This window comes from Flavobacterium labens, from assembly GCF_048286755.1.
Taxonomy (GTDB): domain Bacteria; phylum Bacteroidota; class Bacteroidia; order Flavobacteriales; family Flavobacteriaceae; genus Flavobacterium.
Genome location: NZ_JBLVPL010000001.1, coordinates 1,311,822 through 1,332,589, shown reverse-complemented (window position 1 = coordinate 1,332,589; position 20,768 = coordinate 1,311,822). Strand labels below are relative to the sequence as shown.

General features: G+C 30.9%; 16 protein-coding genes. 15 read left to right on the top strand and 1 reads right to left on the bottom strand.

The window, feature by feature from the left end; translation table 11 throughout:
* Window positions 1–421 precede the first annotated feature (421 nt).
* From ACNQF8_RS05820 to ACNQF8_RS05755, 14 genes are all read left to right on the top strand, one after another.
* Window positions 422–3,496, top strand: coding sequence for a type I restriction endonuclease subunit R (locus ACNQF8_RS05820; RefSeq protein WP_417953041.1), 3,075 nt, complete (start codon window positions 422–424; stop codon window positions 3,494–3,496).
* Window positions 3,471–4,481, top strand: coding sequence for a RhuM family protein (rhuM, locus tag ACNQF8_RS05815; protein ID WP_282717519.1), 1,011 nt, complete (start codon window positions 3,471–3,473; stop codon window positions 4,479–4,481). The genes ACNQF8_RS05820 and rhuM overlap by 26 nt, the downstream gene beginning before the upstream one ends.
* 1 nt (window position 4,482) lies before the next feature.
* Entirely contained in the window at window positions 4,483–6,111 is a 1,629-nt protein-coding gene (locus tag ACNQF8_RS05810) for an HsdM family class I SAM-dependent methyltransferase (RefSeq protein ID WP_282717525.1), read from the top strand.
* A complete protein-coding gene (locus ACNQF8_RS05805) occupies window positions 6,101–8,008 on the top strand; it encodes a restriction endonuclease subunit S (RefSeq protein WP_282717527.1) in 1,908 nt (635 codons plus the stop codon). The genes ACNQF8_RS05810 and ACNQF8_RS05805 overlap by 11 nt, the downstream gene beginning before the upstream one ends.
* 3 nt (window positions 8,009–8,011) lie before the next feature.
* The gene (locus ACNQF8_RS05800) at window positions 8,012–8,728 is read left to right on the top strand and encodes an AbiV family abortive infection protein (protein WP_282717529.1); all 717 of its coding nucleotides are present in this window, start codon (window positions 8,012–8,014) and stop codon (window positions 8,726–8,728) included.
* A gap of 57 nt (window positions 8,729–8,785) precedes the next feature.
* Window positions 8,786–9,727: a hypothetical protein gene (locus ACNQF8_RS05795; RefSeq protein WP_282717531.1), complete on the top strand. Its 942-nt coding sequence runs from the start codon at window positions 8,786–8,788 to the stop codon at window positions 9,725–9,727.
* A gap of 17 nt (window positions 9,728–9,744) precedes the next feature.
* Window positions 9,745–10,941 carry a hypothetical protein gene (locus tag ACNQF8_RS05790; protein ID WP_282717533.1) on the top strand — a complete coding sequence of 399 codons (1,197 nt, stop codon included), beginning with the start codon at window positions 9,745–9,747 and terminating at the stop codon, window positions 10,939–10,941.
* Window positions 10,934–13,249 (top strand): hypothetical protein, encoded by a 2,316-nt coding sequence (locus ACNQF8_RS05785; protein WP_282717535.1) that lies wholly within the window; start codon window positions 10,934–10,936, stop codon window positions 13,247–13,249. The genes ACNQF8_RS05790 and ACNQF8_RS05785 overlap by 8 nt, the downstream gene beginning before the upstream one ends.
* 82 nt (window positions 13,250–13,331) lie before the next feature.
* Window positions 13,332–15,146: an McrB family protein gene (locus ACNQF8_RS05780; RefSeq protein WP_282717537.1), complete on the top strand. Its 1,815-nt coding sequence runs from the start codon at window positions 13,332–13,334 to the stop codon at window positions 15,144–15,146.
* Window positions 15,147–16,508 (top strand): McrC family protein, encoded by a 1,362-nt coding sequence (locus ACNQF8_RS05775; RefSeq protein ID WP_282717539.1) that lies wholly within the window; start codon window positions 15,147–15,149, stop codon window positions 16,506–16,508.
* A 42-nt stretch (window positions 16,509–16,550) separates the two neighbouring features.
* Entirely contained in the window at window positions 16,551–17,678 is a 1,128-nt protein-coding gene (locus tag ACNQF8_RS05770; RefSeq protein ID WP_282717540.1) for a hypothetical protein, read from the top strand.
* 67 nt (window positions 17,679–17,745) lie between these two features.
* Complete coding sequence (locus ACNQF8_RS05765; protein ID WP_282717541.1) at window positions 17,746–18,504, top strand: metallophosphoesterase; 759 nt, start codon at window positions 17,746–17,748, stop codon at window positions 18,502–18,504.
* 45 nt (window positions 18,505–18,549) lie between these two features.
* Window positions 18,550–18,801: a MerR family transcriptional regulator gene (locus ACNQF8_RS05760; RefSeq protein WP_282717542.1), complete on the top strand. Its 252-nt coding sequence runs from the start codon at window positions 18,550–18,552 to the stop codon at window positions 18,799–18,801.
* Between the two features lie 76 nt (window positions 18,802–18,877).
* Window positions 18,878–19,126 carry a helix-turn-helix domain-containing protein gene (locus ACNQF8_RS05755; protein ID WP_282717543.1) on the top strand — a complete coding sequence of 83 codons (249 nt, stop codon included), beginning with the start codon at window positions 18,878–18,880 and terminating at the stop codon, window positions 19,124–19,126.
* A gap of 180 nt (window positions 19,127–19,306) precedes the next feature.
* On the opposite strand, the gene ACNQF8_RS05750 is transcribed toward ACNQF8_RS05755, so the two are convergent.
* Window positions 19,307–19,456, bottom strand: coding sequence for a hypothetical protein (locus tag ACNQF8_RS05750; protein ID WP_282717545.1), 150 nt, complete (start codon window positions 19,454–19,456; stop codon window positions 19,307–19,309).
* 179 nt (window positions 19,457–19,635) lie between these two features.
* Between ACNQF8_RS05750 and ACNQF8_RS05745 the strand changes: the two genes are divergently transcribed.
* Complete coding sequence (locus ACNQF8_RS05745; protein WP_282717547.1) at window positions 19,636–20,766, top strand: ImmA/IrrE family metallo-endopeptidase; 1,131 nt, start codon at window positions 19,636–19,638, stop codon at window positions 20,764–20,766.
* The last annotated feature ends 2 nt before the right edge of the window (window positions 20,767–20,768 follow it).

Below are 20,768 nucleotides of genomic sequence, written 5' to 3'. Positions count from 1 at the left end.
TGCAATCATGATGTTGTGTATTAATTCAAAAATCACGTTAACGGTAGAAAAATCCCCGTTAACGGTTTTCTGTTTACATGGTCAAAACATGGTTTTATGTAAGAATACTACATCGTGATCCCGTTAATTCCCGTTAACGATACAAAAAAAACCCGTTAACGGGATAAAAATTTCACGTTAACATGATCTGTATAAAAACGCCACTTTTTTATACTACACAACAAATCAATATCACTAAAAGTGGGTATAGTAAAATCTCATAAGACACCATTTATTTACACAAATGACTTTCGAATCAGTCAAACGGCATGTGATTTATTAGTAAAATTGTTCAGTTTACGGTTTTCCTCATTCATCTTAGTTAAATATTCGATACTTTAGCAATCGAATTATCAGATTTTAATTTAAAATCAATCCCTTAATGACATTCAACGAAGATTCCAGAGTAAAAATACCCACCTTACTCCATTTAACCCGTTTAGGATATACTTACATTTCGCTGAAAAATGCAGTATGGGATGAAAACACCAACATTTTTATTACTGTTTTTATAGACAGTATTTCTAAAATTAATTCGGGAATTGAGCCTTCTGATGCAAAACGATTATTGAATGAAGTTTCCTTATTGCTCGATAATGAAGATTTAGGAAAAGCTTTTTATGAAAGAATTACGGAAAGGTCTGGAATTCGATTAATTGATTTTGAGAATTTCGAAAACAATACGTTCAACATTGTAACCGAACTGACCTGCAAAAAAGATGATGAAGAGTTTCGGCCGGATATTACGCTATTGATTAATGGAATGCCATTAGTCTTTATTGAAGTTAAAAAGCCTAATAACCAAGATGGTATTTTAGCGGAACATAAACGAATTGAAAGACGTTTTCAAAATAAAAAATTCAGAAAGTTTGTTAATAGTACCCAATTGATGGTTTTTTCCAATAATATGGAGTATGACGATAATTCGCCAATGCCAATTGAAGGGGCTTTTTATGCTACGGCATCGTATCAGAAACCATCATTTAACTATTTTAGAGAGGAAGATAAATTTGATTTAGATTCACTTCTTTCCATTTTTGATGATGAAAATGAAACTTTAATTTTAAAGGATAATAATCTCGTTGGGATAAAAAATTCACCTGAATTTATAACTAATAAAAATCCGAATTCCCCAACCAATAGAATTTGCACTTCATTATTCCAAAAGGAACGTTTGCAATTTATGTTGCAATATTCCATTGCCTATGTTAAAGGTTCTAAAGGTTTGGAAAAACACATTATGCGTTATCCACAGCTTTTTGCCACGAAAGCAATTGAAGCCAAACTGGAAGAAGGAGTTAAAAAAGGAATTATCTGGCATACACAAGGAAGTGGGAAAACAGCTTTAGCCTATTATAACGTTAAATACCTCACTGATTATTTTCAAAGTAAAAAAGTTATCCCAAAATTCTATTTTATTGTAGATCGGTTGGATTTATTAATTCAAGCAGGAAAAGAATTTAAAAGCAGGGGTTTAGTCGTTCATAATGTAAATTCAAGGGAAGAATTTGCAAAGGATATTAAATCAACCAGTGTTATTCATAATAATTCTGGTAAAGCGGAAATTACCGTAGTTAATATTCAGAAGTTTCAGGATGATCCTGATGTGGTACGGAATACCGATTATCAACTCAATATTCAACGGGTGTATTTCTTAGATGAAGTACACCGAAGTTATAACCCAAAAGGAAGTTTCTTGGCCAACCTTAACGAATCAGATTCCAATGCGATTAAGATTGGTTTGACTGGTACACCTTTGTTGGGTACTGATTATAATTCTAAAGTATTATTTGGTGGTTATATTCATAAATATTACTACAATTCCTCTATTGCGGATGGCTATACTTTACGTTTAATACGGGAAGAAATTGAAACCAATTATAAGCTAACACTGAAACAAGCTTTAGAAGAAATTGAAATTCTAAAAGGAAATGCCGACAAGAAAATTGTCTATGCGCATCCGAAGTTTGTGGAACCCATGCTTGATTATATTGTTCAGGATTTTGAGAAAGCCAGAATTGCCATGAACGACAATACAATTGGTGGCTTGGTGGTTTGTGATTCTTCGGAACAAGCTAAAATGCTGTTTGAAATATTCGAATCGAAATATGCTATAAATACGACTAATGATAGTGGATTGTTGCAAGCTGCCGAACCCTCAGAAAGTTATGGATCTAAAAAGAAAGCCGAAAGTAAAGTAACCACTGCTGCGGTGATCCTTCATGATATTAGCACCAAAGAAGAGCGCAAAAATAAAGTAGAAGAATTCAAAGACGGCAACATTGATTTTTTGTTTGTGTACAACATGCTTTTGACTGGTTTTGATGCACCACGATTAAAGAAATTATACATTGGCCGTGTGATTAAAGCACATAATTTATTGCAAACCTTAACCCGTGTTAATAGAACTTACAAAGAGTTTAGATACGGTTATGTAGTCGATTTTGCCGATATTCAAAAAGAGTTTGATAAAACCAATCAGGATTATTTCAACGAATTGCAATCAGAATTAGGGGATGAAATGGAGCATTATTCCAATATCTTCAAATCGCAGGAGGAAATTAATGCTGAAATCAGAGAAATAAAAGACGTCTTGTTTCATTTTGATACAATGAATGCTGAGGTTTTCTCACAACAAATTACCCAAATCAACGACCGAAGTGAAATTTTAAGAATCACCCGAGTGTTGAATAATGCCAAGAGTTTGTATAACTTGATTCGACTGTCCGGAAATTATGAGCTGTTGGAACAACTCGATTTTCATAAACTGACAGTTTTATCCCGTGATGCTAATAATCGTTTGGCATTGATTAATGCAAAAGAAGCCTTAGAAAGTAATATTGATACCTCTAATCTTTTGAATATTGCTCTTGAAGACGTTATTTTTGCTTTTGTAAAAGTCAAGGAAGAAGAAATGGTATTAGCAGACCAACTCAAAAACATTCTTCAAAAAACCAGAGAAATATTAGGTGGTAATTTCGACCAAAAAGCACCCGAATTTATTTCGTTGAAAGAAGAACTGGAACGCTTATTCAAAAAGAAAAATTTGAATGAAGTGACCAAAGACGAAATGGAAAGTAACATCGCAGCACTAGAAAAGATTTATGTAAAAGCAAAGGAATTGGAACGAAAAAACCAATTGCTGAGAGCCAAATATGATAATGACGAGAAATACGCTCGCCTGCACAAACGCTTAATGGAAAAAGATCCTTTGACGGATAGTGAAAGTAAATTGTTTGATGCTTTGCAAGGATTGAAGAAAGAAGTTGATGCTCAAATTATTCAAAACTCGAAAATGCTTGAAAACGAGAGTTTTGTAGAACGAATGATGATGCGATTGGTGATTGATCAATTCAAAAACAAACAAAAGATTCCACTGGATGCCAATACAACTAAGCGCATTAACGGAATGATTGTAAAAGAATACATGAATGAATTTTATGGAAGAACAGCCTAATATGAATACGGGAGAAATACTTTTATATCAAAATCAAGATGGCAGCATCAAAATTGATGTTCGGCTCGAAGAAGAAACTGTTTGGCTAACTCAAGACCAAATGGCACAATTATTTGGCAAAGCTAAATCTACAATTAACGAGCATATTAAAAATATTTTTGAAGAAGGAGAACTTCAAGAAGAATTGTGCATGCACAAATTCGGAATTTCCGAATTTCAGCAAAAAGCACCTAATTATTACAATCTTGATGTTATAATATCGGTAGGTTATCGAGTAAAATCGCTGCAAGGAACTCAATTCCGTATCTGGGCAACCCAACGCTTAAAAGAATACATTGTAAAAGGTTTTGCCTTGAATGACGATCGTTTCAAATCGGGTTCGTCAATGAATTATTTCAACGAATTGCAACAACGCATTCGGGAAATACGAATATCCGAAAAATTCTTCTACCAAAAAATAAAAGACATTTATACCACAAGTATTGATTATGATTCCAAAGATGAAAAAACAATTGCTTTTTTCAAAATAGTGCAAAACAAACTGCTTTGGGCAATATCTCAAAATACAGCTGCTGAATTAGTCTATCGAAGAGTGGATGCGACGTTACCACTTTTAGGGATGCAATCCTATGATAAAAAAGAAGCCAAATCAATTGCAAAAACTGAAGTTAGTGTAGCCAAAAACTTTCTCAATGAAGATGAAATGATACTATTGGGATTGTTAGTCGAACAGTATTTGGCATTTGCCGAAACCATGGCGCAACAGCAAACCCCAATGTATATGAAAGATTGGACCGCCAGATTAGATAGCATTCTACAACTCAACGGAAGAGAATTACTGACACATGCGGGGAAGATAAGTCATCAAATGGCTTTGGATAAATCATCTGGTGAATTTGAAAAGTTTAAAGAAAAACAAAAATCAATTGAGATCGAACAAAGCTTAAAAGAAATTGAAGCCGATATCAAAAAATTAAAAAAATAAAATGACTACTACCATACAGTTTGAAAAGCAAACCAAAAACCTCATAGACGATTTAAAAAGTGTTTGTGCCAATTATGGTTTGGGAAATGACGGAAACGAATTCAAGATTATCACCCAAGTATTTTTATATAAATTCCTGAACGACAAATTTGTTCATGAAGTGAAACAACTCGACGACAAAATAGCAAAAGCCGACAATTGGGAAGCAGTTCTAAGAGAATACAATGAAAACGACTATGAAATGCTGATGATGCAAATGAGCGAAAGTACCGCCCGCTTGCAACCCAAACATTTTATTTCCAGTTTGTTCGAAAGACAAAATGAAGCCAACTTCTCGGATATATTTGACAATACCTTACTGGATATTGCAAAAGAGAATAGTGCTCTGTTTTCAGTCATTACCGAGGGTGGCGAGAAAATTATCTTGTTCGAAAACATCAGTAAGTATGTAACGGACAAACGTGATGATTTTTGTAAAGCCATTATCAATAAGCTGATTAATTTTAGTTTTGAGAATATCTTTCATGAAAAGTTTGATTTTTATGCTACGATTTTCGAATATTTAATCAGCGATTACAACACCAACAGTGGCGGAAAATATGCCGAGTATTTTACCCCACATGCAGTAGCCAAAATCATGGCACGTTGTTTAGTGAGCGAAAACGTGAGCAATGTGACTTGTTATGATCCAAGTGCGGGTTCCGGAACGCTTTTGATGAACTTGGCGCACCAGATTGGTGAAGACAAATGCACCGTGTATTCTCAGGATATATCGCAAAAGTCCTCCAACTTGTTGCGACTGAATTTAATCCTGAACGATTTGGTACACTCGATACCGAATATTGTAAAAGGAAACACAATCCTCGAACCGTACCATAAAGACAAAAACGGACGTTTGCAACAGTTTGATTATATCGTGAGTAATCCACCGTTTAAGTTGGATTTCTCAGATTATGTGGAGGATTTGGACAGCAAAGAAAACCACGAACGCTTTTTTGCAGGAATGCCCAATATTCCAAAAGCCAAGAAAGACAGCATGGCTATTTATCCTTTGTTTGTACAACACATTATGTATTCGCTTACCGCCAAAGGGAAAGCGGCCATTGTAGTACCAACGGGATTTATCACCGCACAAAGCGGTATCGAACGCAAAATACGCGAGCAAATGGTAGAACGCAAAATGCTACGAGGTGTAGTAAGTATGCCGAGCAATATTTTTGCTACTACAGGAACCAACGTTTCTATTTTATTTCTCGACAAAGAAAACACTAAAGGCGATATTGTCTTAATGGATGCTTCTAAACTAGGAACTACTGTAAAAGAAGGCAAAAACCAAAAAACATTATTATCACCACAAGAAGAAGATTATATCATTGATACATTTAACCAACACGAAGCCAAGGAAGATTTCTCGGTTGTGGTTTCCTATGATGATATCAAAGCCAAAAATTATTCCTTGAGTGCCGGACAATATTTTAAAGTAAAAATTGAATATACGGATATTACTGCTAAGGAATTTGAAGACAAAATGAAAACTTTTGAAACCAATTTAAGTTCGCTTTTTGAAGAAAGTAAAACTTTGGAAATGGAAATTCAGAATAATTTGAAAGGATTGAAGCATGGAATATAAACTTTTAAGTGATATTACAACTAAAATTGGTAGTGGTGCAACACCTAAAGGTGGAAGTAGTGCATACCAAGATAGTGGCATTTCATTAATAAGAAGTCAAAATGTTTTAGATTTTAAATTTTCTAAAGATGGACTAGCCTATATTAATAAATTACAAGCAGATAAACTAAATAATGTAACGGTACAAAAAGATGATGTTTTATTGAACATTACTGGAGATTCAATCGCTCGAACTTGCATTGTTCCAGATGAAATCTTACCAGCTAGAGTAAACCAACATGTTAGTATTATAAGAAGTAAGGCTGGTTATAATCCAAGATATATTCATTACTATTTAATGAATATGAAGCCATATCTACTTCAAATATGCGGAGTTGGTGGAACAAGAAATGCATTAACTAAAGAAGCTTTACTCAAACTACCAATTAAAATTTCTCATCAACAAAATAAAATAGCCAAAGTCCTTTCGGATCTAGATGCCAAAATAGAACTCAACAACCGCATCAATACCGAGCTGGAAGCTATGGCAAAAATGCTTTATGACTATTGGTTTTTGCAGTTTGATTTTCCTGATTCCAATGGAAAACCGTATAAAACTTCTAGAGGAAAAATGGTTTGGAATGAAGATTTGAAGAGGGATATTCCTGAGGGTTGGGAAGTGAATGAATTAGGTAATATTTTAAATACTGATCTTGGCGGTACACCTTCAACTAAAATCGAGAAGTTTTGGGGAGGAAATATACCTTGGTTAAATTCAGGAGAGATTGCAAATTTTCCAATAGTTGAATCAGAAGCTCATATTACAACTGAAGCTATTTTAAATTCAGCAACAACACTAATGCCAGCAGGAACTTGTGTTCTATCAATTACTCGGCATTTAAGACCATCTATTTTAGCTATAGAAGCTTGTGCAAATCAATCTGTTGTTGGAATTTTTGAATCAGAAAAATTTAAATCTTCATTTATTTATCCATATTTGAAAAATGAAATTCCTAGATTAATGACTTTAAGATCCGGAGCACAACAACCACATATAAACAAAGGAACTGTAGATGAATCATTAATGATCGATCCTTCAATACTTGTTTTAGAAAAATATTACAAAAAAGCAAATCCAATTTATAAACAAATCATAAATAATTCATTCCAAAACCAAGAATTATCCTCGCTTCGGGATTGGTTGTTACCTATGTTGATGAATGGCCAGGTGAGTGTCAATGATGAGGAGGAAGAGTTGGGGATGGTTGCGGAACCAGTAGTTGAGTATAAAGAAATTAAAACGAACAAAACAAGAACTGATAAATCTGAAGCTTTTTTAAAGAAAGTTATGTTGGGTTGTCATCTTGTTTATAGGTTTCATCAAGAAAGAGAATTTGGACATATTAAGTTTATGAAACTTTTGTATTTGTGTGAACAAGTAGGAGAAATGAACTTGATGACAAATTATCAAAAAGCCGCAGCAGGTCCATTTGATAAAAAAACGTTAGCATCAATCGAAAAATATATTCAAACGTCTGGTTGGTTTAAAATAAACAAAGAACCATATACAGGTTCAAATGGAAAAGTTTATGAGAGAACTTTTTACTCGCTCACGGGCAAATCTACTGACTACCAAAAATATTATAATAACTATTTTGAATCAGAAAAAGATAAAATAGAAAAACTTATACAACTCTTCAAAGGAGCAAATTCAAAAAAATGTGAAATAGTAGCAACTACGTATTATGCATACAATGAACTATTGAAAAAGAATGTTCTAATAAATGAAAATAGTTTAATCAAAGGCTTTTTTGAATTTCATCCACAAAAAGGAAAAAACTTCAAAGAGTTTGATGTAAAAGAGCAGTTACCTTGGATGAAAAATAATGGGGTTTATCCTAAAAGACAAATAGACTAATTTATGAGTACTTTTATTAATCTCTCGCCTAAACAATCAAAAAATATTGATAACGCAATTTTTAAAAATGCTAGACAATTAAGAAAAGATGCGCTGCTAATAGTAGAAAAGAATAAATCTTATAGTAGTGCAAACTCATTATTGATACTTAGTTCGGAGGAAGTTATAAAAGCGATATTGGTTTTGTTGCATAGTGAAGGTTATGAAGTGTATCAAATAAGTGATGCTAAAAAGTTCTTTTATAATCATGAAATTAGACATCAACTGGCACAACTTCTTGAGATGACCGCTGGTTTTATTGAAAGCGTTCAGAAATATGAAAATAGAGCACCAGTTAAATTATTTAAAACTAATAATGTTTTTGGAGGGTTTTTAAATTTTGTACATGAAATAGCTACAGCGTCAGATCCTTTTGTTGATTCAACAAAAAGGATTAAAGATTTAGAAAATTTCAATGATAATAAAAATAATGGTTTATATGTTGGCTATAAAGATAAATTGATCATACCAAAAGAGAAAATCACTGAAGCTGAATATAGAAAAACCAAAGAGATTGTAGAGCGAATTTTTAGAGTTTACAAAAAATTGAGAATCCTTTATCATCCTTGTATTCATAACCGTAAAGATCAAGAAGAAATTGAAGATACAAAAATGAAAATGAAGATTTTTATTGATGAAGGTATGGAAGGGTTTTCGTTTAAGGAATTAAGTTTTAAATAAATATATTAAGAAAGTATTAATGTTAGTCTACGGATTATAAATACAATAGAGAATCATATGGCATTTTTTGGAAATATTTTTACTGCCGAAATAATTGCACGCATTTTTTACAATGCTGACAAAAAAGTTAGACAAGAAATAATTAATGATCAAGATATTTTAGAAACAAATGAAAGAGATAGGATATCTGCTTTATGTACTCGTATTAGAGATAAAGTAAGTTCAAATCCATTTATTCGTTCTGTTTCAGTTCAAGCTCATGCAAGAGACACAACTCAAAGAGATGCTCTTTTTGTTTTTAGATATGGAAATGAAATTAAAATCGGATTAGTTGAAGCAAAATTATTAAGAATTCGAAATTCGAAATTAAATAAATCTTGGGATTGGGAAATAAGTAAAACAGACAAAAACTCACATTTTACCAAGCAAGTAATTAATCAACAAAATTGGCTAAATCAAGCTGCTGTTTGGGAAATGTTTATTCCTAATTGTCCAATCGGAATACATACTCCTCCATTTGAAAAATATGGTTCTTCAAATATATGGGCAGATGAAACTTATAAATCTTCTAAAATATCAAATCCGAGTGAATTATGGACTTATCAAGATGTCTTAGATCTTAAAGAGGAATATTTGTCTTTATATGATATCATTAAAGCAATTATGAAATGTCAAAAAGGCATAGTTCACGATGTAACTGGTAAATCAGAAATTATTATTCAAAATGATAACGGAACACCAATGAATATTCCAATACCAAGAAATAATGTTGATTATTTTCGAAGAATAAGAGATTTTTTGTCGGAAAGTAAGAATATAGAGTCTTATAATTATTATAGATTAGATGATGTTTTTGAAAGCGTAAAGGATTACAAAGAAATTAAGGAGCTTTTTATTCCAAGTGGGGTCAGAAATAAACGTTCTTTTAATGATGAATCATTATCTGAATATTTAGGTATAGTAAACGACTCTTTTGAAGTTGTGAAAAATGATATTTAAACGTAACATAAGGTATTATGAAAGAAATAAGAATAAAGAATTCAATTAAGCTTTTTGAAGTTGATAGCCTTTATGATCAACTTAATGAAAATTCATATAATAAAATTAACCTAAGACTTCCTCGAAATATTGAAAAATACTTCTTTAGTCTTGCTCCAAGTATAATTCAATTTGCAGCTACTTGGATAAGGTCTGAAAAGCGTGGTGAACTAATTATTGATCTTAATATTGATGATTTTCTTAGAGCCGAGAAATATTATGAGCATGAAATATTTTTTCCCATTATTTCTTTGGCTTGGAATGAGGTTACAATTTCGAACCCTTCAGGAAATAATTTACGTCCTTTTTTAAGACAATTTCAGAATAAGTTTATTTTAAAAATGCGCAAAGCTGAAGCTATGAAAGGGGAAAAATTATTGCTTCTTAATTTAGATCATTTTGATTCAGAAAGTGGTATTCTTAATTTTTTTGAACAAAATGGCTCATTTAATACCACAGAAGAAGATTTAGAAGTTATCCTTAAGAAACCTATCATAGATGATGTTATAAAGTACGGAAAAAGTAAAGCCGCAGTACAAAAAAAATTCAGTGATCTTACTGGAATTATTTTTGAACTAATGAAAAATACATTTGAATGGGGAAAGGAAAATGAATTGGGTAGACCATGGAATCCAAATATTAGGGGTTTATACATAAGGTCTTATAAAAAAACGCAGTTAAATATCTTAGACGATAATGCTTCGGATAAGATTATGACAAATTATTTTTCACATCCATCTTTAGAAACTAATGATTTGCAGCAGTTATTCTTTATTGAAATTTCAGTTTTTGATACTGGAAGCGGATTTATAAAGAAGTTTAATAATAAACATAATATTAAAGATGACTTCCAAATATTAAAAAGTTGTTTGATAAAACATCAGACTTCTTCAGTAGGCAATCTGGAAAATGATAAAGGTATCGGTCTAGATCGAATTTTGAGTTTGCTTGATGACCGTGGTTTTATTCGTATTAAGACAGATAAGTATTGTGTATATCGTAATATGATTAATGACCCATATAGACTTGCCGAAAATTTTAATCCAGATAAAATGCAAATATTTGATTGGAATACAGGGTCAGAAAAATTACTTTCTTTAAACAATTTATGCTCAGGAACTTTAGTCAGCGTTCTTTATCCAATTTCATTCACTAATAAAAACGAAGATGAATAGTTTCTATATATTTAATCTAGAATATAAAAAGCAGCTCAAAAAAGAAGGAAAGACGACTGCTACAGTAATATTTTGTGCTGATATTACAATCGACATATCTCAACTTCAAATTGAAATAAAAAATTTTTACTCTAAAGAATACCAGACAGATAAAACAATATTTATAGGAGGAGATTATATTGTTGATTTTGAAAAACAGATTATAGAAAATAGGCCAGCAATTTTTAAATATGTTCCAAAAATTGATAATAAAAGTTTTTATGATGATTTACATCTCTTATCATTTAATCATATTGGAGAGTTAAAAGAAGTTAGTAGTGTTAATTTAAAAGGGTTTAATTATTTAGAAAGTTTTAGTAAAAACTATTTGACTTTTGGAACTCAAAATTTTTTTTTAAATCATGAAGGTTTAGTTGAATCAATAGGAGACTCTCAGCATTATGTTTTTCCATCAGGAAAACATAGTCAACGTTTCTTAAGAACAGCTAATGTTCTTTTATATAGTTGCGAAATAACATTTTTGGCATTAGGGCTTTTAAAACAATTTAATAAAAAGAACTATAGGTATATATACTGTGATACATCTTCAATAAATTCTGTTGCTTTAGCAATGATTAATTTGGCTAATCGTTTTAAACCTTTAGGTGAACAAATGAATTATCCTATCAATAGCTTCAAGTCTTATGAAGGTTTGTATGATGAGAAATTTCAATTAAAACCAAATTCATTTATTCTTATTTCAGCATCAACATCTGGTAGTATTATTGAATATATTATAAAAAAACAAGCAGCTATTTCGAAAGAAGATGTAATCGTATTATTTTATCTTGAAAATAAAAATCCAAGTCAAATAACAAAAGAACAAGTTATTTGTAATCTTACTAAATCAGATAATAACCCGAAGGGTGTTGATCCATATAAAACATATACGGATGATAACTGTGATTTATGTAATAATGGATCTTTCCCAATAGAAGTTTCGGGTGATGTTTTTTTACTAGAAAAACCTAAAATAAATAGTATCGTAATTAATGGTGCAGATATAGCCATTCAAACTTCGGCTAAGTTTATGAATCAATTCATCTCTGACAAAAAGGAGGAAAGTGTTTTAAAAGTTAATTATAAAGATACTGATCAATCTTCTAGTCGTAAATATGAGATTTACATTGATTATTCAAAAATAATTCAAAATTTAGATAGATTTAAAGATCATCAAACTAAACTTGATGCATATATCGATCAGTTTGTTCCAAGCAATTTAAAATATATTGTTTTTTTAAATGATCATTCTTCTGAGTTGTTAGCTCATTACATCTTAAATAGGATAGAGCCTAATTATAAGAAAGAGAATATACCTCAAATGTTCAGTCAGAATAACTTTTCTTCAGTAGCTGAGAAACCATCAGGGAGTATTTTAATTGTTTCATCTTGCATTTCAAACGGGAAAAATTTACTTTATTTAAACAGGGCTCTAAGAGATAATAATTTACGAATTATTTTCTTTATTGGCATTAATAGAATTTCAAATACTGAAAGTAATAAATTTTTAAAAACAAATCTAAAATATGGTGATTATGGCCCCGAAAACAGTACATTCATTGAGGTAGAAACAATCGCTTGCTCTAATTTATCAGAGTCAAATTCATGGCAAAAAGAATTAGATTTTATTCAAAAATACTTAAAAGAGGTAGATAACCCCGAGGTATTTGAATTCCTTAGAGAACGAGAAAAATCTCTTGTTAATTGTGAATCTCAAGAAATAAAAGGTTTGTCAAAACACCTATTTCTCCCTAACTTATTCTCTGATAACAAAGAAATATTAGGAATTAGACGCAATTCTGCTTTTTTTGATAGAGTAGATTATGCAGAACATGCGTCACAATCAGATGTTTTTTTTAGCATTGCTTATGTTGTTAATCGACTTCGTAATTCTGGAAATCTCTCTCATATTTTAAAACAAAGTTCTTTTATAAGAAACCTTTTATCTCCATCTAACTTCAACCGTTTTAATGATGGTGTAATTCAAGCCAGTTTTCTTCGTTGCGCGAGAAACGAAGAAATGAATTATGCCATTGATTCGGCATTATCTAAAGAAATGAAAGATATACTAATTACGATATTTAAGTACCGAACAGAAGCTCAAGGCGAGGCTCTTTTAGAGTTTTTGTATGGAATGGCAATAGGTAAATTTACTTTAAAGAAAGACGACTTAAAAGCTGTGTTAGCAGAATTGAATAATGAAACTAATGAAATTATAATATTTTATAAAACAATAATAGAAAATAATACTAAAATTAAAGAAGAATAGTTGTTAAGTTGAATTTTAGAAAATTTAATTAACACTGGAAATAGAATCTAATATCTATGAAAACAGAAAAATATTTTAATAAATGAATAGCTACAAAGACTACGAAAAACAAGTATATAATTGGTTAATGACCAAACATAATCATAATAAAAATTTTACTTTTTCAGTAAGACAAAAGGCAAATAAAGGAGCTGAGTTAAACTATTTTATAGGTACGGAAAAATCTAGTTACTTTTCCACAACATTTTGGTTTATTCCAGTTGCTTATCCTGGTTCATCGTCAGATTTAATCAATCTTGTTTTCAAAATAAACAAAAATGAAATTACTTATCATATTCAATTTAACCAAACTAAAAATCCAGAAAACAAACAAAATCAATTAGCCCTTGATTTAATCAAAAATATTAGGTTAAAACTTGAAAGTTTTGGGGATAGATTTTCGAGAAGTGAAGACGCTCATAAAATGGAGTTTTCTCAAGTATCATCAAATAAACAATATATCAATTTTGAAAGCATGGTGTTTGATTTAGAAGATGATTTAGACAAAATTATTCCAATAGTCGATGCAGAAATTCAAAATAGTAAAGTTAAAGATAATTCATTTATAGCACATCGGTTTTCTACCGAAGAACAAAATAAAATGTTCAAAAAAATGGAAGAACGTTTTAAAAATTACAAAAATCATGATGTAGTTTTTGATTTAATCGACGACACTATTGAGGAAATTGTTGGTATTACATCAATAGAATTAAAACACCAACCACTCAATCAAATTCTTTATGGTCCTCCAGGAACTGGTAAAACATACAATACTGTTTTAGAAGCAGCTAAAATTGTTGCTGGTAATGAAAACATAAGCTATAGTGATGCTTTACAAGTATTTAATGAAAATTTAAACAATCAAATAGAATTCATAACCTTTCATCAAAACTATAGCTACGAAGATTTCATTCAAGGAATACGCCCTGATACTGAAAATGGCAAAGAACTTAGCTTTGAAAAGAAAGATGGTGTTTTTAAACGAATTGCCGATCGTGCATATAAAAATCTAGAAGCTTCAAAAAACCCAGCAACGGCCAAAAAAGAATTTGATATCGTTTTACAAGAACTAATTAAACCCCTGAATGATCTAGATGTTGTTGAACTCGAAATCAAAATGAAAAAGTCTAGTTTCTACCTTACAGAAATTGGAGAAAAATCAATTGAGTTCAGAAAAAACATTGGTGAATCTCAACATACATTGAGCATCAATACCTTGAGAAAGATGTACGAAAAGGGTGTTAACGATATTATTTTAGGAGGTTTGCAACCGTACTACAATCCTATTCTAGCATTGCTTTTAGAAAAAGGTAAAAGTCAGTTAGTAGCTGTTGAACGTAAAAATTACATCATCATCATCGATGAAATAAACCGTGCTAATATCTCCAGAGTTTTTGGGGAATTAATTACGCTCATTGAAGAAGACAAACGTTCTGATGGTAAAATCCCACTTCGTGTAACATTGCCTTCTGGAGATTCGTTTATTGTGCCTTCAAACTTGTATATCATTGGTACAATGAATACAGCAGATAAATCAATTGCATTATTAGATATTGCTTTAAGAAGACGTTTTGATTTTATTCCTATGTATCCTTTGTATGATGGCTTAGAAGAAAAGATATATGATACAAACAAACTTCAAAATATCAATGAAGCTATTTTAATTCGAAAAAGTCATGATTTTACCATAGGCCATGCTTATTTTATGGGTGATGGATATACATTAGAGAATACCATAAACAAAAAAGTAATTCCACTTTTACTAGAATATTTCATGAATGATGAAAAAGAAGTGACCGCTATATTACAAGCAGCTGCAATAACGATCGGTGGTTGGCCTTTAAAAATGCTGTCGTAGATGATTAATCTCTTTGAATATCAAAATAAAACAGACTTCCCTGAGGAGCATTTCGAAAATCTCGAAGTGTTCCTGGATGATATTTGGAATAAACGAGAAAAAGCAAGTTATTACAATGAGGATGAAAACCGTGAGGAGGTACAACACTTCTTGCAGTTTCTGCATAAAACAAATCAATTAAAATCCAATAAATATGTTGGTGTCATACATTTTGAAGATCAAACCATAAATCTTTTACCAAAAATCTTTTATGATGCATCAAAAGAAGCTTCGGTACATGATGTTAAAGCAATAAACGCACATATTTTGTGGTGGTTGAGTTATTGCAGAAAACTAAAATTTCCCAATTATCAAACTGGTCTTGGTAATGAACAGTCTGATTTTTTTGAAATATTAATTTATCTTTTTAGCAAATACACCAAAGAACTTTTGAGTTCCTCTATTTACCAAAAATATGTTGAAGTAGAAAGTGAACTTTCTTTTGTAAAAGGAAGGATTGATTTTGACAGTTATATTACTAATAATCTTTCCAGAGGAAGAAACCACAAAGTTAGTTGTGTGTTTGATTCTTTTGAGATGGACAACAACTTCAATCAATGTATTAAACAAGTTGCAAAATTATTAATATCTGCTACAAAAGATTCTCAGAACAAACGCAATTTATACGATATCCTTTTTCTTTTGGATGAAGTGAGTGATGTTGCCATTCCAGCGGATGAATGCAAAAGAATTTTATTCAATCCCATGTTTTCGAGTTTTGAAACCGTTAGGGATTATTGCGTATTATTTTTGGAAAATAGCATTTCCTTCAATTATAAAAATTCCTTAAAACTCTTCGCTTTTTTATTGCCAATGGAGTATGTTTTCGAAGATTTCCTTTTTGGCTTTATCGATAGAGAAATTGAAGGTGTAAATCCAAAAGGACAAGTAACAGGGAAGTATTTGGATGAAGCAAAAAATTTCGGATTGAAACCCGATTTGGTATTAGATCTAGGCGACAAAAAGATTATTGTCGACACCAAATACAAAATGGTATATGATGATTCTAATGATAATAAAAGAGGAATCGCACAACCTGATTTATATCAAATGCTGGCCTATGCTGTCCGATTTAATATAACTGATATCAAATTGTTTTACCCTAAAACTATTCTCTCAAATGGAGATACAAATCATAACTCAATTCAAATCAAAGATGCGCTTGCAGACAATACTTCTATAAATATTGAAGCATACAAATTGAGTATAATTGATAAGAATATTACTTCAGAATCATTGAAAGAGCGTAAGTTATTGTTTGATAATTTTGAGGAACTTAAATCAAAATTAAAAGAAGAGCTAGAAGAGGTTTTATTTGAGTAAATTTTCTTAATTTCATTTTGATTTTACTAACGATCAATCAAAATGGAAAAAGTAACTCTCACTCGCAAAGAACTACATAATTTAGTCTGGAAAGAAACGATGAGCGCCCTTTCAAAAAAATATGCTATATCAGATAATGGCTTTAGAAAACTTTGCATAAGGATGAATATTCCTATTCCAAGAAATGGATATTGGCAAAAAATCAATTTTAATAAATCCGTAATAATCGATAAACTTCCGATTGAATTTGAAGGAGAGGATAAAATACAACTTGAAATACGAAAAGAAGGATCTGAAGTTAATCTGGACCAATCTCCGGTAACAATTTTAACAAAACAAATTCTTGAAGACAAAAATGCTCCTTTAATTGTAAGTCAAACATTAGACAACCCAGACAAGTTAATTGTTGCTACAAAAAATTATTTTAGTAACAAGAAAAAGAAAAACTGGGATTATAAGAGAGGAGATAATATTCTATCCATTAGTGTTGAACCAGAAAATGAGGGAAGAGCACTTTGTTTTATGGATGCATTAATCAAATTAATTCAGTATCGAGGACATTCTATTAAAGTAATCAATAATGATACATTAACAATTATTAATGGTACTGAAATACCAATATACCTTCGAGAGACGAAAAAAAGAGTTTTTGATAGAAGCACTGGCTATGGTGACCAATATAAGTATATCCCTAATGGTGTATTTGCTTTAAAAACAGGAAAATGGTCAGGAGATAAAGAATGGAGGGATGGCAAATTAAAGCTAGAGGACCAGATAGGCAAAATTCTTGCAAAATTAGAAATTGATGCGCAAGAGATAAAAATAAAAGAAGAAGAGTCTCGACTTTGGAGATTAAAATATGATGAAGAATTAAGAATAAAACAGGAGTTAGAAAAAAGAAAACAAATTGAACTAACTAATTTTAAATTCCTACTGGCTAATGCAGAAAGATTAGATAAAGTAACTAAATTAAGAAATTATATTAAAACAGTTGAAGATAATGCTGTTGTAAATAATTATGATGATCCAGAACTTAGAAATTGGATAAATTGGGCAAAAGATAAAATTGATTGGTATGATCCTTTAGTAAGAAAAGAAGATGAATTATTAAATGATAAAGATATTAAGGAGCTAGAGGAGAAAAAGACGAACACTAATTATTATAGATAATGATTATTTTTTTCATAGAAAGTATAATAATCAAATTTATTGTAGATTAAGATAAAAACATATTCATATGCTAATCCAATATTGCTCTGACCTCCATTTAGAATTTTTAGACAACCGAAAATGGGTTTTGTCTAATCCTATCATTCCAAAAGGTGACATTCTAATATTAGCGGGTGATATTGTGCTTTTTAAAGAAATACACCAGCACCAAAAGTTCTTTGATTATGTGTCCAATCATTTTGAACAAACGTTTTGGATTCCCGGCAACCATGAATACTATAATTCAGATATTTCCAAAAGAAGTGGTTCTTTTGAGGAAAAAATCAGAGACAATGTAACTTTACTGAACAATACGGTGAAAACTATCAATGGAACGAGGCTAGTATTTTCAACCTTATGGTCACAAATTTCGGTAGAAAAACAGTTTTTAATTGAACAAAGCCTTTCGGATTTTAGAGTAATTCAAAAAAATGAAAAACGATTAATTGTCCAAGATTATAACCAGCTCCATCTGGAAAGTAGATCATTTTTAGAAGAAACATTCCAAACAAAAACAGATGCTCACACGGTTGTTATAACCCATCATCCACCTACATTTTTCAATTATCCAGAGAAATACGTCAACAGCAATATAAATGAAGCTTTTGGGACTGAAATGTCATCAGTTATTGAAAATAATGAAATAGACTACTGGATTTACGGTCACCATCATTGTAATGTGACTGATTTCACTATTGGCAAAACAAAATTGATTACTAACCAATTGGGATATGTAAAATACAATGAAAATAAAAATTTCAGAAATGATGCCGTATTTTCTACCTAATAAATTAAAGCCAATAACTTTTCCTTTCTAATTTTGCATTAAAAAATGGAAAATCCTTTTGAAATCATTTTAGAGAAATTAAACAATATTGAGAAAGCCATTGAAAAACTCAATATACCAACAAAAAACGACGATGAAATTTTGTTGTCTAGAGTTGAAACTTGTGAATTACTAAAAATTAACTTTTCTTCACTTTGGAAACATACCAAAAGCTGTAAACTAACCAGCTATGGGATTGGTAACAGAGTATATTATAAAAAAGGAGAAGTTTTGAGAAGCATTAAAAAATTGAATTAATAAAAATTTAAGGATACATACATTCAATATTAAAAATTTGAAATGGACTAAATTCTCTTTTTATTTTGCATTAAAAATGGAAAATCCTTTTGAAATTATTTTAGAAAAATTAAACAACGTAGAAAAAACCATTGAAAAGCTCAGTCTATCATCTCTTAATGATTCTAATACGTTATTATCAGTAGATGAAACTTGTGAACTCCTCAAAATTAAAAGAACTTCACTTTGGAAACATACTAGAACTGGAAGACTTACCAGCTATGGCTTTGGTAACCGAGTATACTATAAAAAAGAAGAAGTTCTAAAAAGCCTACTTAAGCTTTAAAAAGTGAGCTTACATAAAATGATTAGTGTATAAATTATATGAATTAACAGATGAAGAAATTACAAAATAAAGCTGGGTTAGACTATTCCTGTTATTAATAAAAAAAAGCCGTAATATGATTACGGCTTTTTAGCGACAGGCAAGGGAATCGAACCCTACACTCCCAAACTGGTGTTTCTTTTAAAATACATTTACATTCAAATTCTCATTGAAACAGAACCTGTCGAGTGGAAATGCCTGTCCGCCAAATTGAACTACCAAATGCTCTAAACTTGTTAAAATACTAGAAATCAACAAGTGTATGCTGATTTTAAAAATTGTTTTTCTCATACTCATTATGTTTTTATAACTTATAATACATTCTGACAGAACAACAACCAAAATTTCATGTAAATGCAAAGCCTCTAAAATAAAGAACCAATCAAGACTTTAATATCATAGAACCAATTTACTGTAAAATTTCATAATGTAAATACTTTTTATAAAGAAAATAATTAAGTTTGTAACTTATGAGAACAGAAGTCAATATTAATCCTAATATGCTTACTTGGGCAATTGCTCGAGCTGGATACGAATTACATGATTATTTGATAAAGTTTCCTAATGTTCAAAAATGGTTAGAAAACATCAAGAATCCTACCGTTAAACAATTAGAAGAATTTGCTAATAGGGTTCATATTCCTTTTGGTTATTTATTTCTCCCGGAGCCACCTACGGAAAGTATTCCGTTTCCTTTTTTCAGAACTGGAAATACAATCACTAATAAAGTGAGCTTAAATGTGTTCGACACAATACAGATTTTACAACGACGTCAAAATTGGATCACAGATTATTTAACAGAGAATGAACAAGAGCCATTATCTTTTGTCGGTAAATACAATGTAAACAATACCTTTGAAACAATTGTAGCAGATATAAGGAATACAATTGGTTTAGAGCCAAATTGGGCTAGTGAATTTCAAACTTTTGAAGAAACTTTAAGCTTTATTACAAACAAAATTGAAGAAATTGGAGTTTTTATAAACTTTAATGGGGTGGTTGAAAACAATACACATAGACCCATTAATGTTGACGAATGCAGGGGCTTTGTATTGGTAAACCAACATGCTCCATTTATGTTTATAAATGCAGCAGATGCTAAAGCAGCTCAATTATTTACTATTATACATGAATTAGCTCATATTTGGTTAGGTGAAAGTGCAGGCTTTGATAATCAAAACTTACTTCCAGCTAACGACCCAATAGAAAAATTATGTGATGCGGTAGCTGCCGAATTTCTTGTACCCGCTAAATCTCTAATTGATTTGTGGCAGAAAAAGCCAGGGATTGATTTTGCACGACGTTATTTCAAAGTAAGCCCCATAGTAATTGCAAGAAGAGCGATGGATTTAGGGCTAATTACAAGAGCTGAATTTTTTACATTTTATAATGGTTATATAGAAAGTTTTAAAAACAAAAAACAAAATCAAGGAAGTGGTGGCGATTTTTACGCTACCGCTAGAAAAAGAGTAAGTGTTAGTTTTGCAACTTATGTAAATCAAGCGGTTAATCAAAATAAATTACTGCATCGTGATGCATATAAAATAACAGGATTGAAAGGAGATACTTTTCAAAAGTTTGTAGCACAACACCTTCATTAATC